The sequence below is a fragment of the Cupriavidus sp. GW822-FHT02D05 genome (assembly GCF_058802485.1).
Window position 1 is genome coordinate 72,121 of sequence record NZ_JBXAOE010000037.1, and the last position, 19,416, is coordinate 91,536.

A 19,416-nucleotide genomic window follows, 5' to 3' on the forward strand; every position below is an offset into this window, starting at 1 on the left:
GGTGTTCCTCACGCGCCGCGAACGGCCGGGTTGTCGCGCACGATGGTGGCACGCAGGTTGTGCGGATCGAGCCGGACGATGACGGCCAGCTCCTCCGCAGTGGGCGCGGCCGTTTCCGGCAGTATTTCTCCGGATGCGTTGGCCAGTGCGAAGCCTGTGGCTGCCCGCACCTGCTCCAGGCTGACGCCGGGATGCAGCGAACACACGCGGATGGCGTGATCGGGACCGGTGAAATCCATCACGCACAGGTCGGTCACGATGACCCGCAGGTCGACAAAGCTGCGCATGCCTTCGATCCGGCGCGCCGGGTTATAGCCCACGCTGCACACCATATCGACCTCGCCGGCGACAAAGGCGCGCGGGCTATGCGCCGGCACAAAGAAGGAGTTGGCGTGGTGGATGCTGTTGCCGGGAAAGCCGCGTGCGCCGAGCAGCTGCTTCTTTGGCCGCGCATGCGTGCCGCCGAGCATGGAGATATTGGCCTGGCCGAAGCGGTCGATCTGGGTGGGCATCACCAGCGCATGCCGGCGCCCGCCCCACAGGCAGTCGAACACGCGCGCATAGCCCATCCAGCCGCTGGCGCGCACCTTGAAGCCCGCCTCGCGGCGCCCCAGCGGCACCGGCTCTTCCACCAGGTAGGCTTCGCCGTCGGTCAGCATCAGGCCGGGGTTGTGCAGCAACCGCGCCAGCCCGGCCGCGATGCGCGGGCCGGTGCCGATGCCGGTGGCCATGACCTCGCCGTCGTCGCGCCAGGCGCGGGCCGCGGCGGCGATCATCAGTTCGGCGAGAGTGAATTGTTGAGTGGCGCTCACGATGGCTCCTTCTCCTTGTGACGGGTTCAAAGGACCGGCAACGGCAGGTCCAGCACGTGGCCCATGCCACCGATCTTGTCCAGGTAGCCGGCTTCGGTGTCGCCGATCACGTCCTTGCGGTAGGTGGCGAAGCCCGCCGCTTGCTCGGCGCTGGCGCAGTAAGCCTTCAACTGCGGCAGGTCAAAACCATAGGCAGGCCCGCAGGAAGTGGGATGCGCACCGCCCGGTGCGTGCACCACGCCGCTGACGAGCGCGCGCTCGAACGGGTTGTTGCGCGCCCGCGCCAGGTCTTCGTCCTCCAGGCGGCCGTGCAGGACCTCGCAGCTCACATAGCACTGGCCGGCCGCCCGCGCGAACCATTCGTCGAAGAAGGGATCCGGGCCGTCGATGCGGGTATTGCCCAGCACATCGCTTTCGTTGACGTGCAGCAGCGCGGCGTCCAGCGCGATGGCCGGCATCGCCAGCAGGACTTCGCCATCGGCGTAGGGCGAGCGGACGGTCTTGAGCTGGGGGTTGTGGGCCAGCACGTCGGTCCCGAGCCCGGCGCGCGTCGGCAGGAACGGCAGGCGCGCGGCGGCGGCGCGCAGGCCGAGCTGCAACATGCCCTCGTCGAGTTCCCAGACGTCGATTTCCCCCCGCTCGCGCGCCCCTCGAAAATGCGGCTCCAGCGGGATCACGTCGAGCGAGACGAAGCCGAACACCACCTTGCGCACCTTGCCGGCAGCGCACAGCATGCCGACTTCCGGGCCGCCGTAGGCCACCACGGTGAGATCCTTCAGCGGCGAGCGCAGGATTTCCCGCACCAGCGCCATCGGCTTGCGGCGGGGCCCCCATCCACCGATGCCGATGGTCATGCCATCGGCGAGGCGGGCGGCCACTTCGGCCGCGGTCATGGTCTTGTCCAGTGTCTTGAGCATAGTTCTAGCGATATCCGATGCTGAAATCGTGGCCCCACAGGCTGACCCGGGTGGCCTCGTAGGCGGCGTGCTGGCTCCAGTCGACCACCAGCCCGCCGTAGCCGTACTCGAGGTCGAAGCCGCCGGGCGTCTTCATGTAGAAGGAAACAACGCGATCGTTGCAGTGCTGGCCCAGCGTGGCCGAGAGCGCCACGCCATGCTGCTGCGCGCGGTCGAGCGCGCGGCCCACCTCCGTCATGTCCTGCACCTCGGCCATCACATGGATGCAGCCGCTGGGCGCGCTCGCCTCGAAGATGGCCAGGCTGTGGTGCCGCCCGTTGCCGCAATGCAGGAAGTGGATGCGCTTCTCCGGCTCGGCCGGATCCGTGGTGAAGCGCGCGCGGAAGATATCCGACAGGCCGAAGCCCATCACATCGCGCAGGAAGGCATAGGTTTCGTCGAAGACGGGGGCCGGCAGCACGGAGTGCCCCGCGCCCAGCGGATCGGTGACGAAGCACGACACGCCGATGGGCGAGACAAAGCGCAGGAAGTCCGAACGCATGCCCCAGAAAATCTCGTGCCGGTTGCCGGAAGGATCGGTGAACCACGCCATGGCCTGGGTGCGCCGCTGGATGCGCTCGGTCTCGCTGGCATGGGTGACTTCCACGTTGGCCGCGCGCAACGTTGCAAGCGCGTGGTCGAAAGCCGCCTCGCCGGCCAGCTCCCAGCCCGATGCCAGGTAGCGGTCCTGCTTGCCGGGTACGATCAGGTAGCGGTAGTCGCGCTCGTCCATCTTGAGGTAGAGCGCGCCATGGGGGGCGTTGGTGCACGCCATGCCGAGCACTTGCTCGCCGTAGTGGCGCCAGCGTTCGGTGTCGGTGGACTCGACGACGATATAGCCGAGTGCTCGGATGTCCATCATGCTGCCTCCTCGCTGTTCTTGGAATTCATTTGCTGCCGGGTTGGGTGCGGCAGGTTGGTGAAGCCATTGTTCAGCGGATGCGGGATGTGTACATCGTCTGTTGGGACTAGCCTTGTGGGATTGGTTTGCTGTTTCTAGCTCCACTGGCGCGGGTTTTGGCGTTTTTGGGGTGGGGTTTTCCTGCTTCTAGCTGCTGATGCAGATTAGCGTGAGTGGGCGGTGTTTTGGGGCTTCTAGCTGCTGTCGCGGCTGTACGGGGTTGGCCGTTTTAGAACGTGTGAGATGTCACTTTTCTTTACTCGTAAAGAGAAGTAACCAAAAGAAAGCGATCCTTGCAGGAGGCTGGCTTATTGGGATTACGTAGCCCGGTGGTTTCGTCGTCAGGCCCTGGGTTCTAATGAACTCGTGTCGTTACCGGTTTAGAGCACCACGCTCCAGCAAATGACGCTGGTTTCGTGGTGAGGCTGCTCGGTAGCGGCATCTCTGCTCATTCATGCATCTGCCGATACCGGCGCAACGTCCCACGATATATCATGCCATGATGGTTTCGTGGTGGGGTGGGCGCGGTGGTGAATCCCTCAGAACTGTTCCGGCGGTGCCACCGCGCCCACGACGGAAACGGAACGCTTGCAACTTCGTGGCCCGTCACCCCGCGAGCGACAGACGGCTTGAAATTCGTAGTGGCCGCTACCGGGGGGACCACCACGAAACCCTGGGCATTGGCTGGGTCGTGGTGCTCTAAAGCGGTAACGACACGAGTTCATTAGAACCCAGGGCCTGACGACGAAACCATTGGGCTGCGCAACCCCAATAAGCCAGCCTCCTGCAAGGATCGCTTTCTCTTGGTTACTTCTCTTTACGAGTAAAGAGAAGTGACATCTCACACGTTCTAAAACAGCCAACCCCGTACAGCCGCGACAGGAGCTAGAAGCAATAAAACCCCGCCCACCCACGCTCGTCTGCGCCAGCAGCTAGAAGCCTCAACCCAGCCCCATGTCCCATCACCCCTCCCGCAACCTGTACTTGAGAATCTTGCCCGCCGCGCTAGTCGGCAACGTCTGCACAAACACCACCTCCCGCGGCACCTTGTAATTAGCCATATGCCGCCGTGCCCAGTCAATCAACTCATCGGCACCAACCTTGCTGCCATGCCGCAACACCACAAAGGCCTTGCCTGCCTCGCCGAGGCGCTCGTGCGCAACGCCCACCACCGCCACCTGCGCGATCGCCGGATGCGACACCAGCAGCTTCTCGATCTCAGCCGGATAGCAATTGAAGCCCCCGACGATAAACATGTCCTTGATACGGTCGGTGATCCGCAGGTTGCCACGCACGTCCAGCGTACCGACATCGCCCGTGCGCAGCCAGCCACCCGCATCGATCGCTTCCGCAGTGGCTTCCGGCAGCTGGAAGTAGCCCCGCATCACGTTGTAGCCGCGCACCGCCACCTCCCCGGGCTCGCCTGCCGGCACCGGCAGGCCGTCGCTATCCAGGCAGCGCAGCTCGATACCGGGCATGGCGCGGCCCGAGGTCAGCGCCACGAGATCGGCATCGTCTCCGGCGCGGGTCAGCGTGGCGAACCCACACGATTCCGTCAGGCCATAGCCGGTGAAGATTTCGCGAAAGCCCAGTTCGCGCTGCATGCGCTGGATCAGCACGGGCGGGATCGCCGACGCGCCAGTAACCGCGACGCGCAGCGAGGACAGGTCGAATTCCCGCAAGCGCGGATTGTTCAGCAGAGTCTGGTAGAGCGTCGGCGGGCCGGGCAGCACCGTGATGCGCTCGTTCTCGACGCGGGTCATCACCGCCTCGGCATCGAACACCAGGTGCGGCAGGATGGTGGCGCCGCTGACCAGCGCCGCCAGCCACCCGGCCTTGTAGCCAAAGGTGTGGAAAAAGGGATTGACGATCAGGTAGCGGTCGCCAGCCTCCACGCCGGTGATCGAGGCCCAGCCGTGGATGGCCTGCAGGTTCTGCGCATGCGCGGTCATCACGCCTTTCGGGCGGCCGGTGGTGCCCGAGGTGAACATGATGTCCATCAGGGTGTCGCCGGTTACGGCACGCTCGCGCGCACGGAACTCCGCCTCGCTGGTCCGCGGTGCCAGGGCCAGGAAATCTGCCCATGCAAGCTCATCCGGCGCCATCTGCCGCCCCGCGCGCGCGCGCAGCACCACCACGCGCTCCAGTGTGGCGGGCCGGTGCGGCGCCAGCATTTCCGGATAGCTCTCGCCGAGGAAGTCGTCGATGCAGAACAGCACCCGCGCGCCGCTATCGGCCAGGATCGCGCCGGCCTCCATGCCCTTCATGCGGGTATTGATGGGCACCAGCGCCGCCCCGACGCTGTGCGTGGCCAGGGCGGCGACGATCCATTCCGACAGGTTGGGCGCCCACACGGCGACCCGGTCGCCAGGCACCACGCCGAGCGCGAGCAGGGCACGCCCCGCCTGCGCGCGCAGCGCGTCCAGCGCCGTGAAGCTGAGCCGCAGCCCGTCCTCCTGGATGGCGATGCGCGCGCCGTGGCGCGCGGCAGCTGTGCGTACCAGCTGCGGGATGGTGGCGGGAACGGTCTGCCCCGCGCTGGCGGCGTCGGCCATCCCCTGGGCGGTTTCGATGGTGTCGGTTGTCATCATGTCAGTCGGGAAATTTCAGGTGCAGTTCGCTGCCGGCCGCGCGGGCCTGGCAGGCCAGGGTCCAGCCGGCCTCGCGGTCGGCGGTGTCGAGCACATGGTTTTCGCCCAGCGTCGCCTCGCCGTGCGTCACCTGGCACATGCAGGCGCCGCACAAGCCGGAGCGGCAGGAGTTCGGGGCCGCAATGCCAGCGCGCAGCATGGCGTCGAGCACGGTCTCGCCCGCCTGCGCGTCGAGCCGGTGGCGCAGTCCATCCAGCTCCACCTCCAGCGCAGCCGGTGCGGAAGCCGGCGGGGCCGCTTCTTCGGCCTGCCCTGCGGCGGGCGGCGGCGCGCCGAAGCGCTCCACGTGAATCCGCTCGCGTGCCACGCCAAGGGCCTGCAGGGCGGCCTGGGCACCGTCCATGAACGGCCCCGGCCCGCAGATAAAGCAGTCGGCATGGCCCCACGGCGAGGCCAGCGCTTCGAGCTGGGCCTGCGAGGGCGGCCCTTGCACGCTGTCCAGCCAGTGGATCACGCGCAGCCTGTGCGCGTGGCGCGCGGCCAGGTCGCGCAGCGCGTCGCGGAAGATCACGCTGCGTTCATCGCGGTTGGCGTAGATCAGCGTGACGTTGCCGCCGCCATGGCGCAGCGCAGCCTTGGCGATCGACAGCACCGGCGTGATGCCGCTGCCACCGGCGAACAGCAGCAGGTCGCCATCCAGGCTGCGTGGCGTGAAGACGCCCGCGGGCGGCATCACGTCAACCGTGTCGCCGGCGCCGAGCTGGTCGCAGATCCAGTTGGATACGCGCCCGCCGCGCACGCGCTTGATGGTCACCCGCAGCGCGTTGTCGACCTGGGGGCTGCTGGACAGCGAGTAGCAGCGCTGCTGCGCGGCGCCCTCCAGCGGCACCTTGAGCGTCAGGAACTGGCCTGGCCGATAGGCGAAGGTATCGCGCAGTCCTTCGGGCAGTTCGAACACCAGCGAGCTTGCCTCGTCGGTCTCGGCCACCACCTGGGCGATGCGCAGCGGGTGGAATTGCGCTTGCACCATGATGTCCGCGATCAGGCGATGCCCATGATGGTCTGCGCATTGTCGATGCGCAGCTCGGCGCCGTTGACGTAGCGCGACTCATCGGAGGCCAGGAACAGCACCAGGTTTGCCACGTCGCCGGGCAGGCACATGCGTTGCATCGGATCGCCGCCCGCTTGCTCATGGGTGGCCGGGGCGTCGGCCGCGCCTTGCATCAGGGCAGCCGTCATCGGCGTCAGGATGCCGTCCGGATGCACGGAGTTGCAGCGGATCTTGTAGCCGCGCTGCTTGCAGTAGGCCGCCACGCTGCGGGTGAGCGCGGTGACCGCACCCTTGCTGGCGCTGTAGGCGCAGAACATGCTCATGCCGCCCAGCGCCGCCACGGAAGACATGTTCACGATGACCCCGCCGTTTTGCTTCATCGCGCCCACGCCATACTTGCAGCCCAGGAAATAGCCATCGGCATTGATGCGCATGATGCCCTGCCATTGCGCCAGCGTGGTGTCCTCCACCGAGCCCAGCGCCAGCACCGCGGCGTTGTTGACCAGCACGTCCGGCATGCCGAAACGCTCCTGGGTGCGCTGCATGACCTGCTGCCAGCCGGCTTCGCTGGCGATATCGTGGGGCACGAAGATGGCGGCGTCGCCGATCTCGCGCGCCACGGCATGGCCGGCCTCCTCGTTCAGGTCGGTCAGCACCACGCGCGCGCCCTCGCGCGCCAGCAGCAAGGCATCTTCCTTGCCGACACCGCTGGCGGCGCCGGTGACGATGGCGATCTTTCCTTCAACTCGGTTGCTCATGGCTTGTCTCCTTGGTGTGTTCGTCGATGTGTTCATTGCGGCCCTGCTGGTCCGCCCGGGCTGCCAGGGCAACGAGATGGCGCCCGGCATTGCGCCCCGACCAGATACAGTCGGCGAGCGATAGGCCGCTCACGTAGTGATTCGAAGCGATGCCGACCGCGGTGCGGCCGACCGCGTACAGGCCCGGGATCGGCGCCGCCTGGCCGCCGGCTCCTTCCGCCAGCACCTGGCCGCACGCCTCGTCCACGCGCAGGCCGCCAAGGGTGATGGCGGGACAGGGAAAAGCGCGGCTATGCGCGGAGATATCGATGGCCAGGTAGGGCCCGCGTTCCAGCGATGCGCACATCGCCGCGGATTTCCCAGTGGGGTCGGGCTGCTCGCCGCGCGCCGCCGCGTTATACGCAGCCAGCGTCGCCAGCAATGCCGCGCGCGGCATGCCCAGCTTGTCGGCCAGCAACGCGATACCCGGCGCACGCGTGGCGCCGAACAGCATCAGCATGATGGCGGGCACGCGCTGGAAGGCCCAAAGGCGTCCGGTGACGCAATCGCGCAGGGCCGCGCGCGCCAGCCCGGCGTTCAGGATCAGCCATGCGCGGCCGCCGTGCTCCTCGCAGATGGCGTGGCCCAGCCGCGCGCCGTAGACTTCCTCGTTGCCGATGCGCGCGCCTTGCGCGTCGACCACGCAGCCGCGCGCCCAGTCGAACGGCGGATTGATGAAGCGCCACGCGGAAACACGCTCCAGGTGGCGCGCCGCCGCCCCGACCGACAGGCCGAGGCGGATCCCGCTGCCATCGCAGCCGGTCGTGCCCAGGCGCCAGTTGCGGCGGTACTTGGGCGCATGCGCGGCCACCATGGCCGGGTTGAAGATGAAGCCGCCGGTGGCCAGCACCACGGCGCCGGCACGCACTGCACAGGGCAGCGCGAAATCGTCCTCCAGCTGCGTCACGCGCCGGCGCAAGGCATCGGCCAGCGCCGGGGAAAGGTTGTGCAGGCGCTCGGCCCAGCGCGCCAGGCGGGCATGCCGGCGTTGCAGGCGGCCCGGCGGCAGGCGCCGGAGTTCCACGCCAATGACGATGCCCCGTCCATCGACAATCAGGCGGCGCGCCGCCGCGTGGCGCATCACGTCCACCTCGGCCTGCGCCTGCACCGCGCGCCGCAGCACGCCGTACAGCACGTGACCGGACATGCCGCTGCCCTGGCAGCGATGGCCGCGCGGCGCAGGCTCCGCGTGGCGCGCGTACTTCGCCACGGCCTCGTTGCCCGAGTAGTAGAGGTAGTAGTCCTGCGCGGGATACGAGGTCTTGCGTGGCGGCACGGTGGCGGCAAAGCGCGCACCCAGCTGCTCCAGCCAGCCGATCATGCCCGCGCTGTGCGCGCAGAAAGCCTGCAGCGTGGCATTGCCCACTGCATCGCCAACCTCCTGGCGCAGGTAAGCCGCCATGGCCTCGGGCGTGTCACGGTAGCCGGCGGCGTGCTGGTAAGGCGTGCCACCGCCGGCATACACGACGCCGCCGCTCCTGGCGCTGGCGCCGCCGCCTTCGAAGCGCTCGGCCACGATCACGCCGAGCCCGCCCCGAGCAGCTTCCAGCGCCGCGCAGGCGCCGGCGGCGCCGAAGCCGATCACGGCCACGTCGCAGCGCGCATCCCAACGGTAGGCGTCCGGGTCGGCGACGACCAGCGGCGGCAATACCGCGTTGACGCCGCCGCAGGCGGGATCAGATGCGAGATCAGAAGCGGGATCGGGAACGAAGGCGTTGGCGGTCATCGCGCAGGCTCCGGCACTGGGTTCACCTTACGCCGCCCGCAGGCTGGCCAGCGGCGCCGAGGTGGAGTAGGCGCCATCCACATAGACCAGCGGCGCCACCTCCCCGGCCAGCCGGACTTCGCGCAGGCGGCCGATAAAGACGGCGTGGGTGCCATAGTCGAAACGGCCGTCCTGCTCGCAGATCAGGTTTGCCTGAGCATCCCGCAGGAAAGGCACGCCCAGCGGGTCGGCCTCCCACTGGCCCGTGGTAAAGCGGTCCTCGCCCTTGAGCCGGCCACTGCAATCGACAGCAATGTCGCGATGATCGGCCGCCAGCAGGTTGACGCAGAAATCCACCCCGGCATTGAGGGCCGGGTAGATCGAGGCATTGCGATGGATGCAGATCAGCAGCGAAGGCGGGTCCGCGGACAGCGAATCGACCGCGGTGACCGACATCGAATAGCGGCGCTCGCCCTCGCGGCAACTGACCACCGCAACCGAGCGCGCCATGCGGCGCATTGCCATCAGCATATCGTCGCGCAGCGACGGGGAAATAGTCTGGTTCATCATGCCTCCTGCCTGTGTGATGGTATTAGTCCGCTTGGCCCTGCCCGGCCGCCCCGCCCGCCAGCACATCGGCGGCGATCAGGCCGAAGGTCATGGCCGGCCCGATGGTGGAGCCCGCGCCCGGATAGCTGGCGCCCATCATCGAGGCGCTGGTATTGCCGATGGCGAACAGCCCGTCGATGGGCGAGCCGTCCTCGCGCAGCACGCGGGCGCTGGCGTCGGTCGCCAGCCCGCCCTTGGTGCCGATATCGCCAGCGTCGATGCGCACCGCGTAGAACGGCGCGCGGCCGATCGGCGCCAGGCACGGGTTGGGACGGACCTGGGTGTCGCCGTAATAGGTATCGAAGACGTTGTCGCCCTTGCCGAAATCCTCATCCACGCCTCTCGCCGCAAAGCCGTTCATGCGCTCGACGGTGTGCGCCAGGCCGCCCGGGTCGATGCCGGCGAGCCGCGCCAGCGCGTCGAGCGAATCGGCGCGCAGCAGGACGTCCGCGAAGGGGGCCGGGATGCGGCGGTCCGGCATGACCGAGCCGGGCAGGATCGGCCCGCAGGGATACTTGCGGCGGAAGGTGGCATCGAACACCAGCCACGCCGGCACGCTGCAGCCCGTCCGCTCGTGGTCGCGGTACATCGCGGGCACGAACTCGGAGTACGGCGCGGCCTCGTTGACGAAGCGCCTGCCCTGCCCGTTGACCACGATGCAGCCGGGCAAGGCGCGCTCGACAAAGATCGCGCGCTGCTTTTCCTCGCCGCTGACCTTCACCGTTGGCGCGCCCCAGACATGCGACATCAGCTCCAGCGCCGCGCCCGCGCGCTGCGCGGCCTGGATGCCGTCGCCGGTGTTGTGCGGCGGCGTGGCGCTCCACTCGGCCCGGCTGGGATGCGGCAGGTATTGCTCGCGCATGGCCTGGTTCCGCTCGAAGCCGCCCGCGGCCAGGATCACGCCGCGCCGGGCTTCGATGCGTACCTGCGCGCCATTGCGCCGCGCCAGCACGCCGGTGACGCGCGCCGCGCCGCCGTGCTCCTCCACCAGCAGGTCTTCCAGCGCGGTATCGAGCCACAGCGGGATGCCGCGCTTCATCATGGCGTGGCGCAAGCCGCCCACCAGGCTGTTGCCGAGCGTGAGCCGGCGGTCGCGCGCGGTGCGGCGGCGCCAGCCGAGATCCAGCCAATAGCGCCCGAACTGCCGGGCCGCCACGCCCAGCCAGCCCCGGCTCTTGCTCAGCATGGCGTGGGCCTCGGCGGAGGTCACCGCCACCCGGCCCGCCACCAGCGTCCCCGGCGAAGGCGGCCGCAGCCGCGCGAACTCCTCGCCCAGCTGCGCGCCGTCGAACGGCATCGGATCCAGCGCGCGATATCCGGGCAGCGCGCCCGGCAAGCGCTGGAAGTAGTCGGCGTAGCGCGGCAACGAGTAGTAACGCACCGCGGTGCGCTGCTCCAGGTAGCTAAGCATGCGCGGACCGTGCTCGAGGTAAGCACGCAGCTTGGCGGGCGTGGAGCGGCCTTCGGTGCACGCCTCGAGATAGGTGAGCGCGGCGTCGTAGCTGTCGCTGCCGCCAGCTTCTTCAATATGGTGGTTGAGCGGGATCCAGATTCCGCCGCCGGACACCGCCGAGGTACCGCCATACAGGCCGCTCTTCTCCAGCACTACCACGGACAGACCGCGATCCGCCGCGCGGCAGGCGGCCAGCATGCCGCCCGCTCCTGAGCCGACCACCACTACATCAAACACCGCGGTGCCGCCTGCCTGCCCTGTGCCCTGGTTCATGTTCCGCTCCACGCCGGCCTCAGATAAAGAAATCGGTGTTGGCGCGGCCCATCATCACGCCGCCCAGGTTCTGGCCGAAGCGATCCAGGTTGTTGGCGTAGTGGGCACGCGCCGCATGCAGGTCAAGGAAGCGGCGTACCAGCGGATTGGTGACGTAGATACCGTTGCCGCCGGCGTAGCGCAACAGGCTGTCGGCGAGTTGCGCGCACCGCTGGGCCACCTGTGACGACTGGTAGCGGAAATGCAAGCGGCGCGCGGTATCGAGCTGCTCGCCCCGCTGCGCCGTTGCCATCAGTTCGTCGAAATTGCGGTGCAGGATGGTGCGCATCTCATCGATGCCGGCCGCCGCGTTGGCGCAGGCGAGTTGCGCGCCGCCGTCCTCGGCCGTCCTGCCGCCGCTGTTGGCGCTGACCCGGCCATCGGCATAGGCGATGAAATCGTCGAGCCCGCCTTCCAGCGCGCCGATGCAGGCCGTGCAGACGGCACGCACGAAGATCTGGGCGAACGGCAGCTGGTACAGCGGTGCCTGGTTGAGGGACAAGCCCGGGCTGGTGCCCTTGGCGCCGTCGATGGCGCTATGGGTGCGGTAGGCCGGCACGAACACGTCGTCCACCACGATATCGTGGCTGCCGGTGGCGCGCAGGCCCAGCACATCCCAGTTGCGCACGATGGTGTAGTCGCTGCGCGGCAGCAGGAAGGTGCGGTACTCGGGCGCGGCGCCGGCCTGCTGCGGCGGCACCAGGCCGCCGAGGAAGATCCAGTCGCACAGTTCGCTGCCGCTGGAGAACTTCCAGTGCCCGGAGAAGCGGAAGCCGCCGTCCACCGGCACCACCTTGCCCACCGGCATATAGGTCGAGGCGATCAGGGTGGCGTTGTCCGCGCCCCAGACGTCCTGCTGGGCCTTGCCGTCGAACAAGGCGAGCTGCCAGTTGTGCACGCCCACCACGCCATAGACCCAGGCGGTGGACATGCAGCCCTTGGCCAGGGCCATCTGGATGTCGAAGAAGGTTTGCGGGTCCAGTTCATAGCCGCCGTAGCGGCGCGGCTGCAAGACCTTGAAGAAGCCCGCGGCCTGCATGTCGGCCACGGTTTCGGCCGGGATGCGCGATTGCGCCTCGGCCTGGCCAGCGCGCTGCGCCAGCACCGGGATCATTTCGTGCGCGCGGCCGATCAGTTCGGCCGCCAGTCCTTCGGGGTAGTTGTCTCGATGCACCGCCATCTCCTCTTGCCGGCCACCGGGCCGGTCTTGTCGTGCCTTCATGCTGGCATCGCCGCTGCCCCGCGCCATCGTCCGGGGAGACTAGTCGCGCAGCAGCGATGGTCCGATGGCTCGCTCAGGCGAGCGCGCGCAGCTTGCGGCCCTGGGCGCGGAAGTGCGGGATCACGTGCTCGCCGATATTGCGGATGGTTTCGAGCTGGGCCCATTGCGGCACCGTGCCCATCTGGCAGATGAACAGGATCTCGTCGGCCCCGGCGTCGATCAGGCGCTGCACATAGCCGATGCAGTCCTCCACCGTGCCGTAGGCATGGTTGGGGTTGAGCATCATCATCGACGGATCGCTGAAATCCACCGTGACCTTCTCCGAGGCGAAGCTGGTCTTGATCACGGCCTTGCCCTGCGCGTCCTGGTCGGTGATGTTGTCCACATCCCAGCCGTCGGGATTGGGGCGCTCGCCGCCGGCATACCAGTACGCCAGCGACTCCATGAAGTAGCGCTGCCCCTTGATGCCGATCTTGCGCGCCGCCACACCGTCTTCCAGCACGATGGTCGGGCACAGGGCGGCAAGATGCTGGTGAGGACGGAAACCAACCTGGTCCTTCGCCTGGCGCGTCTCGTAGGCTTCGCGATAGATTGCATTCTTCTTCGCCACGTCTTCCGGGCCGCCAAAGCCGAGCACCAGCGCGCCCATGCCGCGCGCGCCGGCGCGCTTGAGCGTATCGGCGTTGGTACAGGCCAGATACATCAGTGGGTGCGGGTCCTGGCGTGGCTTGGGATGGATGGGGCGGCGCGGGATCTTGATGAACTCACCGTCGTGCTCGATCTCGTCCTGGGTCAGGATCTTCGGGATCAGGTACATCGCCTCGTCGATCATCGGGTGCAGGGTTTCGAGGTCGTAGCCAAAGGTGCCCGCCTCCTGCTGCGTACCGCCCTTACCCACGCCGAAATGCACGCGCCCGCCGGAGAGAATGTCGAGCGTGGCCACGCGCTCGGCTACCTTGACCGGATGGTTCATCGCCGGCGGCAGGCAGACCACGCCGTGACCGATGCCGATGCGGCGCGTGCGCCCGGCCACAAAGGCCAGGAAGGTCTCCGGCGCGCTCATGTGCGCGTAGTTGGTCAGCGCCGTGTGCTCCACCGCCCAGACGACATCGAAGCCCATGTCCTCGGCGAGCTCCACCTGCTCCATGATTTCGTCGAACACCTTGTGGTCGCCGGCGCGCGACGCGTCGACAGTCTGCGCTTCGTAGATCAGCGAAAATCGCATTGCAGTCCCCTTCCTTTGCATTTGGTTTTCAGGCCATCGGCCGGAAGCGCCGCCGCGTTGTCGTGGCGGGCGGCGCCATCGCCGGCACCGTCATTGCTGGCCTGCGTAACCGCAGTGTGTGCGGCCGGGGAAAGTGCGGCATCGTCTGATTGGATTATGCGCAGCGGCGCCGTGTCCCTATCATGTCCAGGACCACTCACCACATGCACACGGATACGCCCTCATGAAGATTCCTCCGCTTCGCCAGACGTTGCTGGCCGCCCTGCCGACAGGCACCGCGGCGCACGCTCACGCGCCCGACATCCTGCTGTCCGGCGACGACGGTGATCAATCGCTCAATATCCGTGCCGTGTGCCGCCAGGCGGCGTCCGCCGGCTGACAAGGAGCGCAAGCATGCAATCGAACCTCTTGCTTTACCCGGTGGACGATATCGATGCCGCCCTGCCGTTCTTCGAGCAGGGCCTGGGCCTGACGGTGAAGTTCCGCGATGGCGGGCGCTATTGCGCGCTGGACGCCGGCCCCATCACGGTAGCGCTGGTGGCTGGCGAAGAGCGGCTGGTCTCCCAGCCCGCACTGGCATTCCGGCTGGAAGCGGGCGAGGATATCGCCGCGGCGATCGAGCGCCTGCTGGCGGGCGGCGCGCGCGTCGCGCAGCCGCTCGCCAGCGGCCCGCACGAGCTGCGCGCGGTGCTGACCACGCCGCAGGGATTCCCGCTGGTGGTCAGCGCCAAGCCCGCCAGGCCGGCGGGCTAGCGCGCTTTAGCCGAGCGCCACCACGCTGCTGAGCAGCATGCGCACCAGCGTGGCCTGCCGGGTCACGCCGGTCTTGGAGAAGATGGCGCGCAGGTGCGCGCGCGCCGTATTCTTGCTGATGCCGAGCTCCTCGGCTGCTTCTTCCAGCGCGAGGCCGTTGGCCAGCTGCAGCGCAAGCTGGGTTTCCGCCGGCGTGAAATCGAACAGCTTGCGCACCACCTCGTGCGAAGCCTGCGACTTGCGCTCCGGGTCGCGAATGAAAATCACGCACGAAGGCCGGCGCTTATTGTCTTCCGACCACTCGCTCAGCGGAATCGTGCGGATCAGCACGCCCAGCTTCGCGTTGCCCGAAGGCCGCGTGATCGACATCGCCTCCATCACCGCCGGCGCGGTGCCGATATGGCCCATGATGGCTTGGCGCAGCAAGCGCTGGAACTGGCGGTTCTCCTGCGCGTACTCGACATCCAGCGAGCCCCTGGCGATACGGATGCCGTCCTTGTCGGCAAGGATTTCGTCCGCGGCCGAATTGGTCCGCATGATGGCGCCGGTCTCGTCGAGTATCGCCATGCCGACCAGCATGCGGTCGATGGCGCTGGCGTACAGGGTGCGCTCCGACTCCACCACATCCATGCGCGAGTGCAGATCGACCGCGCGCCGCAGGTGCGGCAGCAGCACCGCGCAAATGGCTTTGTCCGCTTCCGAGAAGTCCGGCGCGTCGACGTTGCGGCAGACACGGAGTCGGCATTCCACGCCATCGTCGGTGCGGATGTCCGCGCCCATCATATAGCGCACGCCTAGCGGCTTGAGGAACTGCTGGTACAGGTCGCTGTTGCACCACGCGCTGGTGCCAATCTGCTCGTCGATCGTCACCACCCGGTCCGCGGGCAAGTCGACGAAGGGATCCATCGCGTAGTAGTAGTTGTTGTACATGGTCTCGCCGGGCAAGGTGTTGCCGCCCTCCTCGCTGGCATGCACCATCAGGCCCGCGCGGTCGCTTGCCGGCGAGCGCAGGATCAGCGTGACGTAGTTCGCACGCAGGTGGGTGCGGATGAGTTCCAGCGCCTTGCTCCATGGCACCTGCTCCATGGCCCCCTGGTAGATCTTGCCAAGCAGCGTGCTGAGATCCGCCAGCGAGAGCGCCACCGGCGCGTAGCAAAGCGCCGCTTCCTGGCTGTGGCTTGCCTCCATCAACATACCTCTTGTCTCCCGTTATCCACGCCAGGCTCTGCGGCCGGCGTTCGCCATGACAGGGGCGCTGCGCGCCCCGGCGGTTCCCGATTATATGGATCGCCACTGCGCCGGTGGCGGCATTGTGCGTCATGGTTTGCACCTATTCGCGCGCCCTGTGATGCCGCCGCTTGCGGATAGGCCAGACCTTACCCTCCTGCCGCGCGCTCACATACCGCAAACGGACTAGGTGACTCCCCCCTCAGGGCAATCCCTGAGCCTGCCTTGCGCCTGGCACCTCACTCAAACAGACGATGCGAAGGCCCGGCCGCGCCGGTAGAAATGGGCAAACGCAATCCAGCGCGCCATCCCTTCCAACCACTTCGCGAGGAGACCTGCCATGGCGGCAAACGAGACCGGAAAGACCGCAGTGATCACAGGCGCCGGCGGCGGCATAGGCCGGGCCCTGGCCCACGCGCTCGCCGCGCAGGGTGTGGCACTGGTGCTGGCAGACAAGGATGCCGACGCGCTGCGGCGCGTGCACGGCGAACTGACGCACCACCGGCAAACGATAGGGACGCTGCAAACCGATGTGGCGCAGGCTGCCCAGGTCGAGCAGCTTTGCGCGCGCAGCTTCGCACTGCTGGGCCGGGTGGACCTGCTCTTCAACAATGCCGGCGTGCTGGCGACCGGTGCCTGCTGGGAGCTGGATGCCGCCGTGTTCGAGCGCGTGCTGAACGTCAACCTGTGGAGCATCATCCACAGCTTGCGCGTCTTCGTGCCTCGCATGGCGGCGCAAGGCAGCGGGCATATCGTCAACATCGCCTCAATGGCGGGTCTTGCCGTGGGCCCCTGGCTTGCGCCCTATACCGTGTCCAAGCAGGGCGTGGTGGCGTTGAGCGAAGGGCTGGCGATGGAGTTGCAGGCGGCGGGCCTGCCGCTCAAGGTATCGGTGGCATGCCCAGGCCCGGTGGCCACCGGCATTGCGCTCGACCTGCCGGCCGGCGCGCAAAGCGGCGTCGGCGGCATGAACCAGGCGCTGCAGGCGAGCATCGCGCAGGGCATGCCAGCGGCAACCATGGCCCGGCACATCCTCGACGGCGTGGCCGCTGGCGATTTCTGGATCCTGCCGCACGCCGAAGCCGCCACCGCCGCGCAAGCGCGCGCCAACGGCATCGCCAGCGGCAGGGCGCCGGCCTTCGCCTTCTGAAGCGCCTGCCTGGCCCGCACCCCTGCACTTCCTCCCGTCCGCATCAGGAAAAACCAATGCAATTCGACCCGCAAGTACGCGCCCTGCTCAACGCCATGGCGCAGTTCCCGCCACTCGACTTCACCACCATCACGCCAGACGCCTACCGCGCCGTGCTGGCCGCGCACCCCGCGTTCGCGCCGGGGGATGCGGTCGCGGAAGAACGCGAACTGCGCGTGGCCGGCGCCGCCGGCCCCTTGCCCGCCCGCCTCTACCGCCCACATGGCAATGGCCCCTGGCCGCTCACGGTGTTCTTCCACGGCGGCGGCTTCGTCACCTGCGGAATCGATACACACCACAATATCTGCCGCTCGCTGGCGAACCGCGCGGGCACCCTGGTGCTGTCGGTCGGCTACCGGCTGGCGCCGGAGGCACGCTTTCCCGCGGCTGCCGACGATGCCTGCGCGGCGCTGCGCTGGAGCGCGGCGCACGCCGCTGAGCTGGGCGCGCTGCCGGACAGGCTGGCTGTCGCCGGCGACAGCGCGGGCGGCAATCTGGCCGCGGTTGCGTGCCAGCAATTGCGTGGCAGCGTGGCGCTGCGCCACCAGTTGCTGCTTTATCCCTACCTGGATTGCGCGGATGAATCCGGCAGCTGGCGCACCTTCGCGCAAGGCTGCTTCCTGACCGAGGACATGTTGCGCTGGTATGCCCGCCACTATCTCCCCGAGCCACCCGACCCGCGCCATGCCGCCGATGTACGCGCCAGCCCGCTGCGCGAGCGCGAACTGGCGGGCGTGGCACCGGCCACCATCATCACCGCCGAATTCGACCCCCTGCGCGACCAGGGCGAGGCCTACGGCGCCGCCATGCAGCATGCCGGCGTGGCTGCCGCCATCCATCGCTGGCCTGGGCAGATTCACGGCTTCATGAGCATGCAGGGCTTGCTGGAGGCAGCCGACGCGGCACTCGACCTGGCGGCGGCAGCCTTGCGCGCCGCCTTTGCCGACGAGCGGGAGGCGGCATGAGCGCCACACCGATCGGCGACGTGCTGCGCGCCATCGCCACCGGCCAGCGGGTCGTGGTCATCGAGGACGACACCGAGCAAGCCAGCGGCTGCGTGCTGGTTGCGGCGGACCAGGTCAGCGAGGCCGACGTCAACTTCATGGCGGCGCACGCGCGCGGCCTGGTCTGCCTGGCCATCACCGAATCCAGGCGGCGGCGGTTGAGCTTGCCGATGATGGCGGGCGCAGGCAAACAGCGTGAGCCGTTCACCGTGTCGATCGAAGCGGTGGAAGGCGTCTCCACCGGCATCTGCGCCGCCGACCGTGCGCTGACGATGCGCGTGGCCAGCGCCGCGCATGCGAGCGCCGGCCACCTGGTCCAGCCAGGGCACGTCTTTCCCATCGTGGCGCAACCAGACGGCGTGCTGCGCCGCGCCGGCTTTGCCGAAGCCTGTTCGGATCTGCCAAGGCTGGCCGGGCGCGAGGCCGCGGGCGCCTACACAGTGTTGCTGGACGATGCCGGCGAGTTGTTGCGCGGCGCCGCGCTGCTGGCCTTCGCCCGCGAGCACGGCCTGATGGTCTGCGCGATCAGCGACCTGATCCATCATCGCCTGCTGGTGGAGGGCGCGCTGCGCCGCAGCCAGAGCGGCCGGCTGGCCACGCCCTACGGCGAGTTCGCGGTGCATGCGTACTACGACGCGCCCCTCGACGCGGTGCACCTGGCGCTGGTGCTGGGCCGGCCGGAGCTGGGCAAGCCGGTGCTGACGCGCGTGCAGACGGTGGAGACCTTACGCGATGTGCTCGCGTTCGAGCCAGCGCAAAACCAGGCAGAGTTCGCGCCGGGCTGGAACCTGGCACGATCGCTGGCGCGTATCGGCACGGAGGGCTGCGGCATCCTGGTCTTGCTGGCCGAACGCGAGCCGCCTCACCAGCTACTCGAACAGGTCTCCCGCCTGGGTCAAGACAAGGGACAGCCCGCGCCGCCATCGTTCGCGCAGCGCGCGCTGGGCGTGGGGGCGCAGATCCTGCGAGACCAGGGTGCGCGCAAGCTGCGGCTGCTGAGCCAGCCGGTGCCCTATCGCAATATCGCGGGATTCGAGCTGGAGGTCACCGAGTTCGTGCCGCCGGCCTGAGCCAGTGCGGCTATCTCCCGCGCCAGCCGTCTCGCCGCGTCGCGCAGCACCTCGTCCTGCGCGGCGGCGTAACCGATCACCAGCGCTGGCGGCATTGCCCGCTCCCGGCAGAACTCGCCCAATCCCTGCAGCGTCAACTTCGCGCCGGCGCAGGCTTGCACCACATCGTGCTCGCCGATGCCTTCCGGCAACCACAACACGAAGTGAAACCCGGCGTGCTCGCCGCTGACACGCAGGTGCTCGCCCAGCACCGCGCGCAGTTCCGCCAGCACGATATCGCGGCGGCGCAGGTACACGCTCCGGGAGACGCGCAGGTGGCGAGACAGCGCACCGGAGCGGATAAAGGACGCCAGCGCCAGCTGCTCAACCAGGCTGTTGGAGCGCCCGGTAGTGGCACGCAACTGGCGCAGCGCGGGCCGCAAGGCGTCCGGCATCACCACGTAGCCAATGCGCAGCGACGCATAGAGGGTGAGGACAAATTCAGGCATTGGACAATCGGCGTACGAGCAAACGTGCCTGAGATAGCCAGACCCAGGCGG

Annotated in this window: 18 protein-coding genes; 5 read left to right on the forward strand and 13 right to left on the reverse strand. The window is 68.2% G+C overall.

Going from position 1 to position 19,416, the window contains the following annotated elements; genetic code table 11:
* Positions 1-8: 8 nt before the first annotated feature.
* The 11 genes from AC1RQK_RS34745 to AC1RQK_RS34795 all read right to left on the reverse strand — a co-directional run bounded on the left by AC1RQK_RS34745 (position 9) and on the right by AC1RQK_RS34795 (position 13,634).
* Positions 9-812, reverse strand: a complete 804-nt coding sequence (locus tag AC1RQK_RS34745) for a CoA-transferase subunit beta (RefSeq protein WP_492376422.1) — start codon at positions 810-812, stop codon at positions 9-11.
* A 26-nt stretch (positions 813-838) separates the two neighbouring features.
* Positions 839-1,729, reverse strand: coding sequence for a CoA transferase subunit A (locus tag AC1RQK_RS34750; RefSeq protein ID WP_492376421.1), 891 nt, complete (start codon positions 1,727-1,729; stop codon positions 839-841).
* A 4-nt stretch (positions 1,730-1,733) separates the two neighbouring features.
* On the reverse strand, positions 1,734-2,630 hold the full coding sequence (locus AC1RQK_RS34755) for a VOC family protein (protein ID WP_492376420.1): 897 nt from the start codon (positions 2,628-2,630) through the stop codon (positions 1,734-1,736).
* A gap of 1,001 nt (positions 2,631-3,631) precedes the next feature.
* The gene (locus tag AC1RQK_RS34760) at positions 3,632-5,224 is read right to left on the reverse strand and encodes a FadD3 family acyl-CoA ligase (protein WP_492813939.1); all 1,593 of its coding nucleotides are present in this window, start codon (positions 5,222-5,224) and stop codon (positions 3,632-3,634) included.
* A gap of 37 nt (positions 5,225-5,261) precedes the next feature.
* Positions 5,262-6,290, reverse strand: coding sequence for a 2Fe-2S iron-sulfur cluster-binding protein (locus AC1RQK_RS34765; protein WP_492813920.1), 1,029 nt, complete (start codon positions 6,288-6,290; stop codon positions 5,262-5,264).
* 11 nt (positions 6,291-6,301) lie between these two features.
* Complete coding sequence (locus AC1RQK_RS34770; protein WP_492813922.1) at positions 6,302-7,069, reverse strand: SDR family oxidoreductase; 768 nt, start codon at positions 7,067-7,069, stop codon at positions 6,302-6,304.
* A complete protein-coding gene (locus AC1RQK_RS34775; RefSeq protein WP_492813924.1) occupies positions 7,053-8,834 on the reverse strand; it encodes an FAD-binding protein in 1,782 nt (593 codons plus the stop codon). Before AC1RQK_RS34775 ends, AC1RQK_RS34770 begins: the two co-directional genes overlap by 17 nt.
* Positions 8,835-8,861: 27 nt before the next feature.
* Entirely contained in the window at positions 8,862-9,380 is a 519-nt protein-coding gene (locus AC1RQK_RS34780) for a flavin reductase family protein (RefSeq protein ID WP_045240863.1), read from the reverse strand.
* A 25-nt stretch (positions 9,381-9,405) separates the two neighbouring features.
* Entirely contained in the window at positions 9,406-11,148 is a 1,743-nt protein-coding gene (locus AC1RQK_RS34785; RefSeq protein ID WP_492813926.1) for an FAD-dependent oxidoreductase, read from the reverse strand.
* 19 nt (positions 11,149-11,167) lie between these two features.
* A complete protein-coding gene (locus AC1RQK_RS34790; protein WP_492374037.1) occupies positions 11,168-12,361 on the reverse strand; it encodes an acyl-CoA dehydrogenase family protein in 1,194 nt (397 codons plus the stop codon).
* A 121-nt stretch (positions 12,362-12,482) separates the two neighbouring features.
* Positions 12,483-13,634 carry an LLM class flavin-dependent oxidoreductase gene (locus tag AC1RQK_RS34795; RefSeq protein WP_492374027.1) on the reverse strand — a complete coding sequence of 384 codons (1,152 nt, stop codon included), beginning with the start codon at positions 13,632-13,634 and terminating at the stop codon, positions 12,483-12,485.
* A gap of 223 nt (positions 13,635-13,857) precedes the next feature.
* On the opposite strand from AC1RQK_RS34795, the gene AC1RQK_RS34800 reads away from it, so the two are divergent.
* Together AC1RQK_RS34800 and AC1RQK_RS34805 are read left to right on the forward strand one after the other, a co-directional pair.
* A complete protein-coding gene (locus AC1RQK_RS34800; RefSeq protein WP_492374028.1) occupies positions 13,858-14,013 on the forward strand; it encodes a hypothetical protein in 156 nt (51 codons plus the stop codon).
* 14 nt (positions 14,014-14,027) lie between these two features.
* Positions 14,028-14,387, forward strand: a complete 360-nt coding sequence (locus AC1RQK_RS34805; protein WP_492387194.1) for a VOC family protein — start codon at positions 14,028-14,030, stop codon at positions 14,385-14,387.
* A gap of 6 nt (positions 14,388-14,393) precedes the next feature.
* Here AC1RQK_RS34805 and AC1RQK_RS34810 read toward each other — a convergent pair whose 3' ends face one another.
* A complete protein-coding gene (locus AC1RQK_RS34810) occupies positions 14,394-15,581 on the reverse strand; it encodes a helix-turn-helix transcriptional regulator (protein ID WP_492374030.1) in 1,188 nt (395 codons plus the stop codon).
* 373 nt (positions 15,582-15,954) lie between these two features.
* Between AC1RQK_RS34810 and AC1RQK_RS34815 the strand changes: the two genes are divergently transcribed.
* The 3 genes from AC1RQK_RS34815 to AC1RQK_RS34825 are packed head-to-tail and all read left to right on the forward strand — an operon-like array spanning position 15,955 to position 18,877.
* Positions 15,955-16,764 (forward strand): SDR family NAD(P)-dependent oxidoreductase, encoded by an 810-nt coding sequence (locus AC1RQK_RS34815; protein ID WP_492813929.1) that lies wholly within the window; start codon positions 15,955-15,957, stop codon positions 16,762-16,764.
* A 56-nt stretch (positions 16,765-16,820) separates the two neighbouring features.
* Positions 16,821-17,768 carry an alpha/beta hydrolase gene (locus tag AC1RQK_RS34820; RefSeq protein WP_492813931.1) on the forward strand — a complete coding sequence of 316 codons (948 nt, stop codon included), beginning with the start codon at positions 16,821-16,823 and terminating at the stop codon, positions 17,766-17,768.
* Positions 17,765-18,877, forward strand: a complete 1,113-nt coding sequence (locus tag AC1RQK_RS34825; protein ID WP_492813933.1) for a 3,4-dihydroxy-2-butanone-4-phosphate synthase — start codon at positions 17,765-17,767, stop codon at positions 18,875-18,877. Before AC1RQK_RS34820 ends, AC1RQK_RS34825 begins: the two co-directional genes overlap by 4 nt.
* On the opposite strand, the gene AC1RQK_RS34830 is transcribed toward AC1RQK_RS34825, so the two are convergent.
* On the reverse strand, positions 18,820-19,365 hold the full coding sequence (locus AC1RQK_RS34830) for a hypothetical protein (protein ID WP_492813935.1): 546 nt from the start codon (positions 19,363-19,365) through the stop codon (positions 18,820-18,822). The two genes, AC1RQK_RS34825 and AC1RQK_RS34830, sit on opposite strands and share 58 nt — an antisense overlap.
* Positions 19,366-19,416 lie beyond the last annotated feature (51 nt).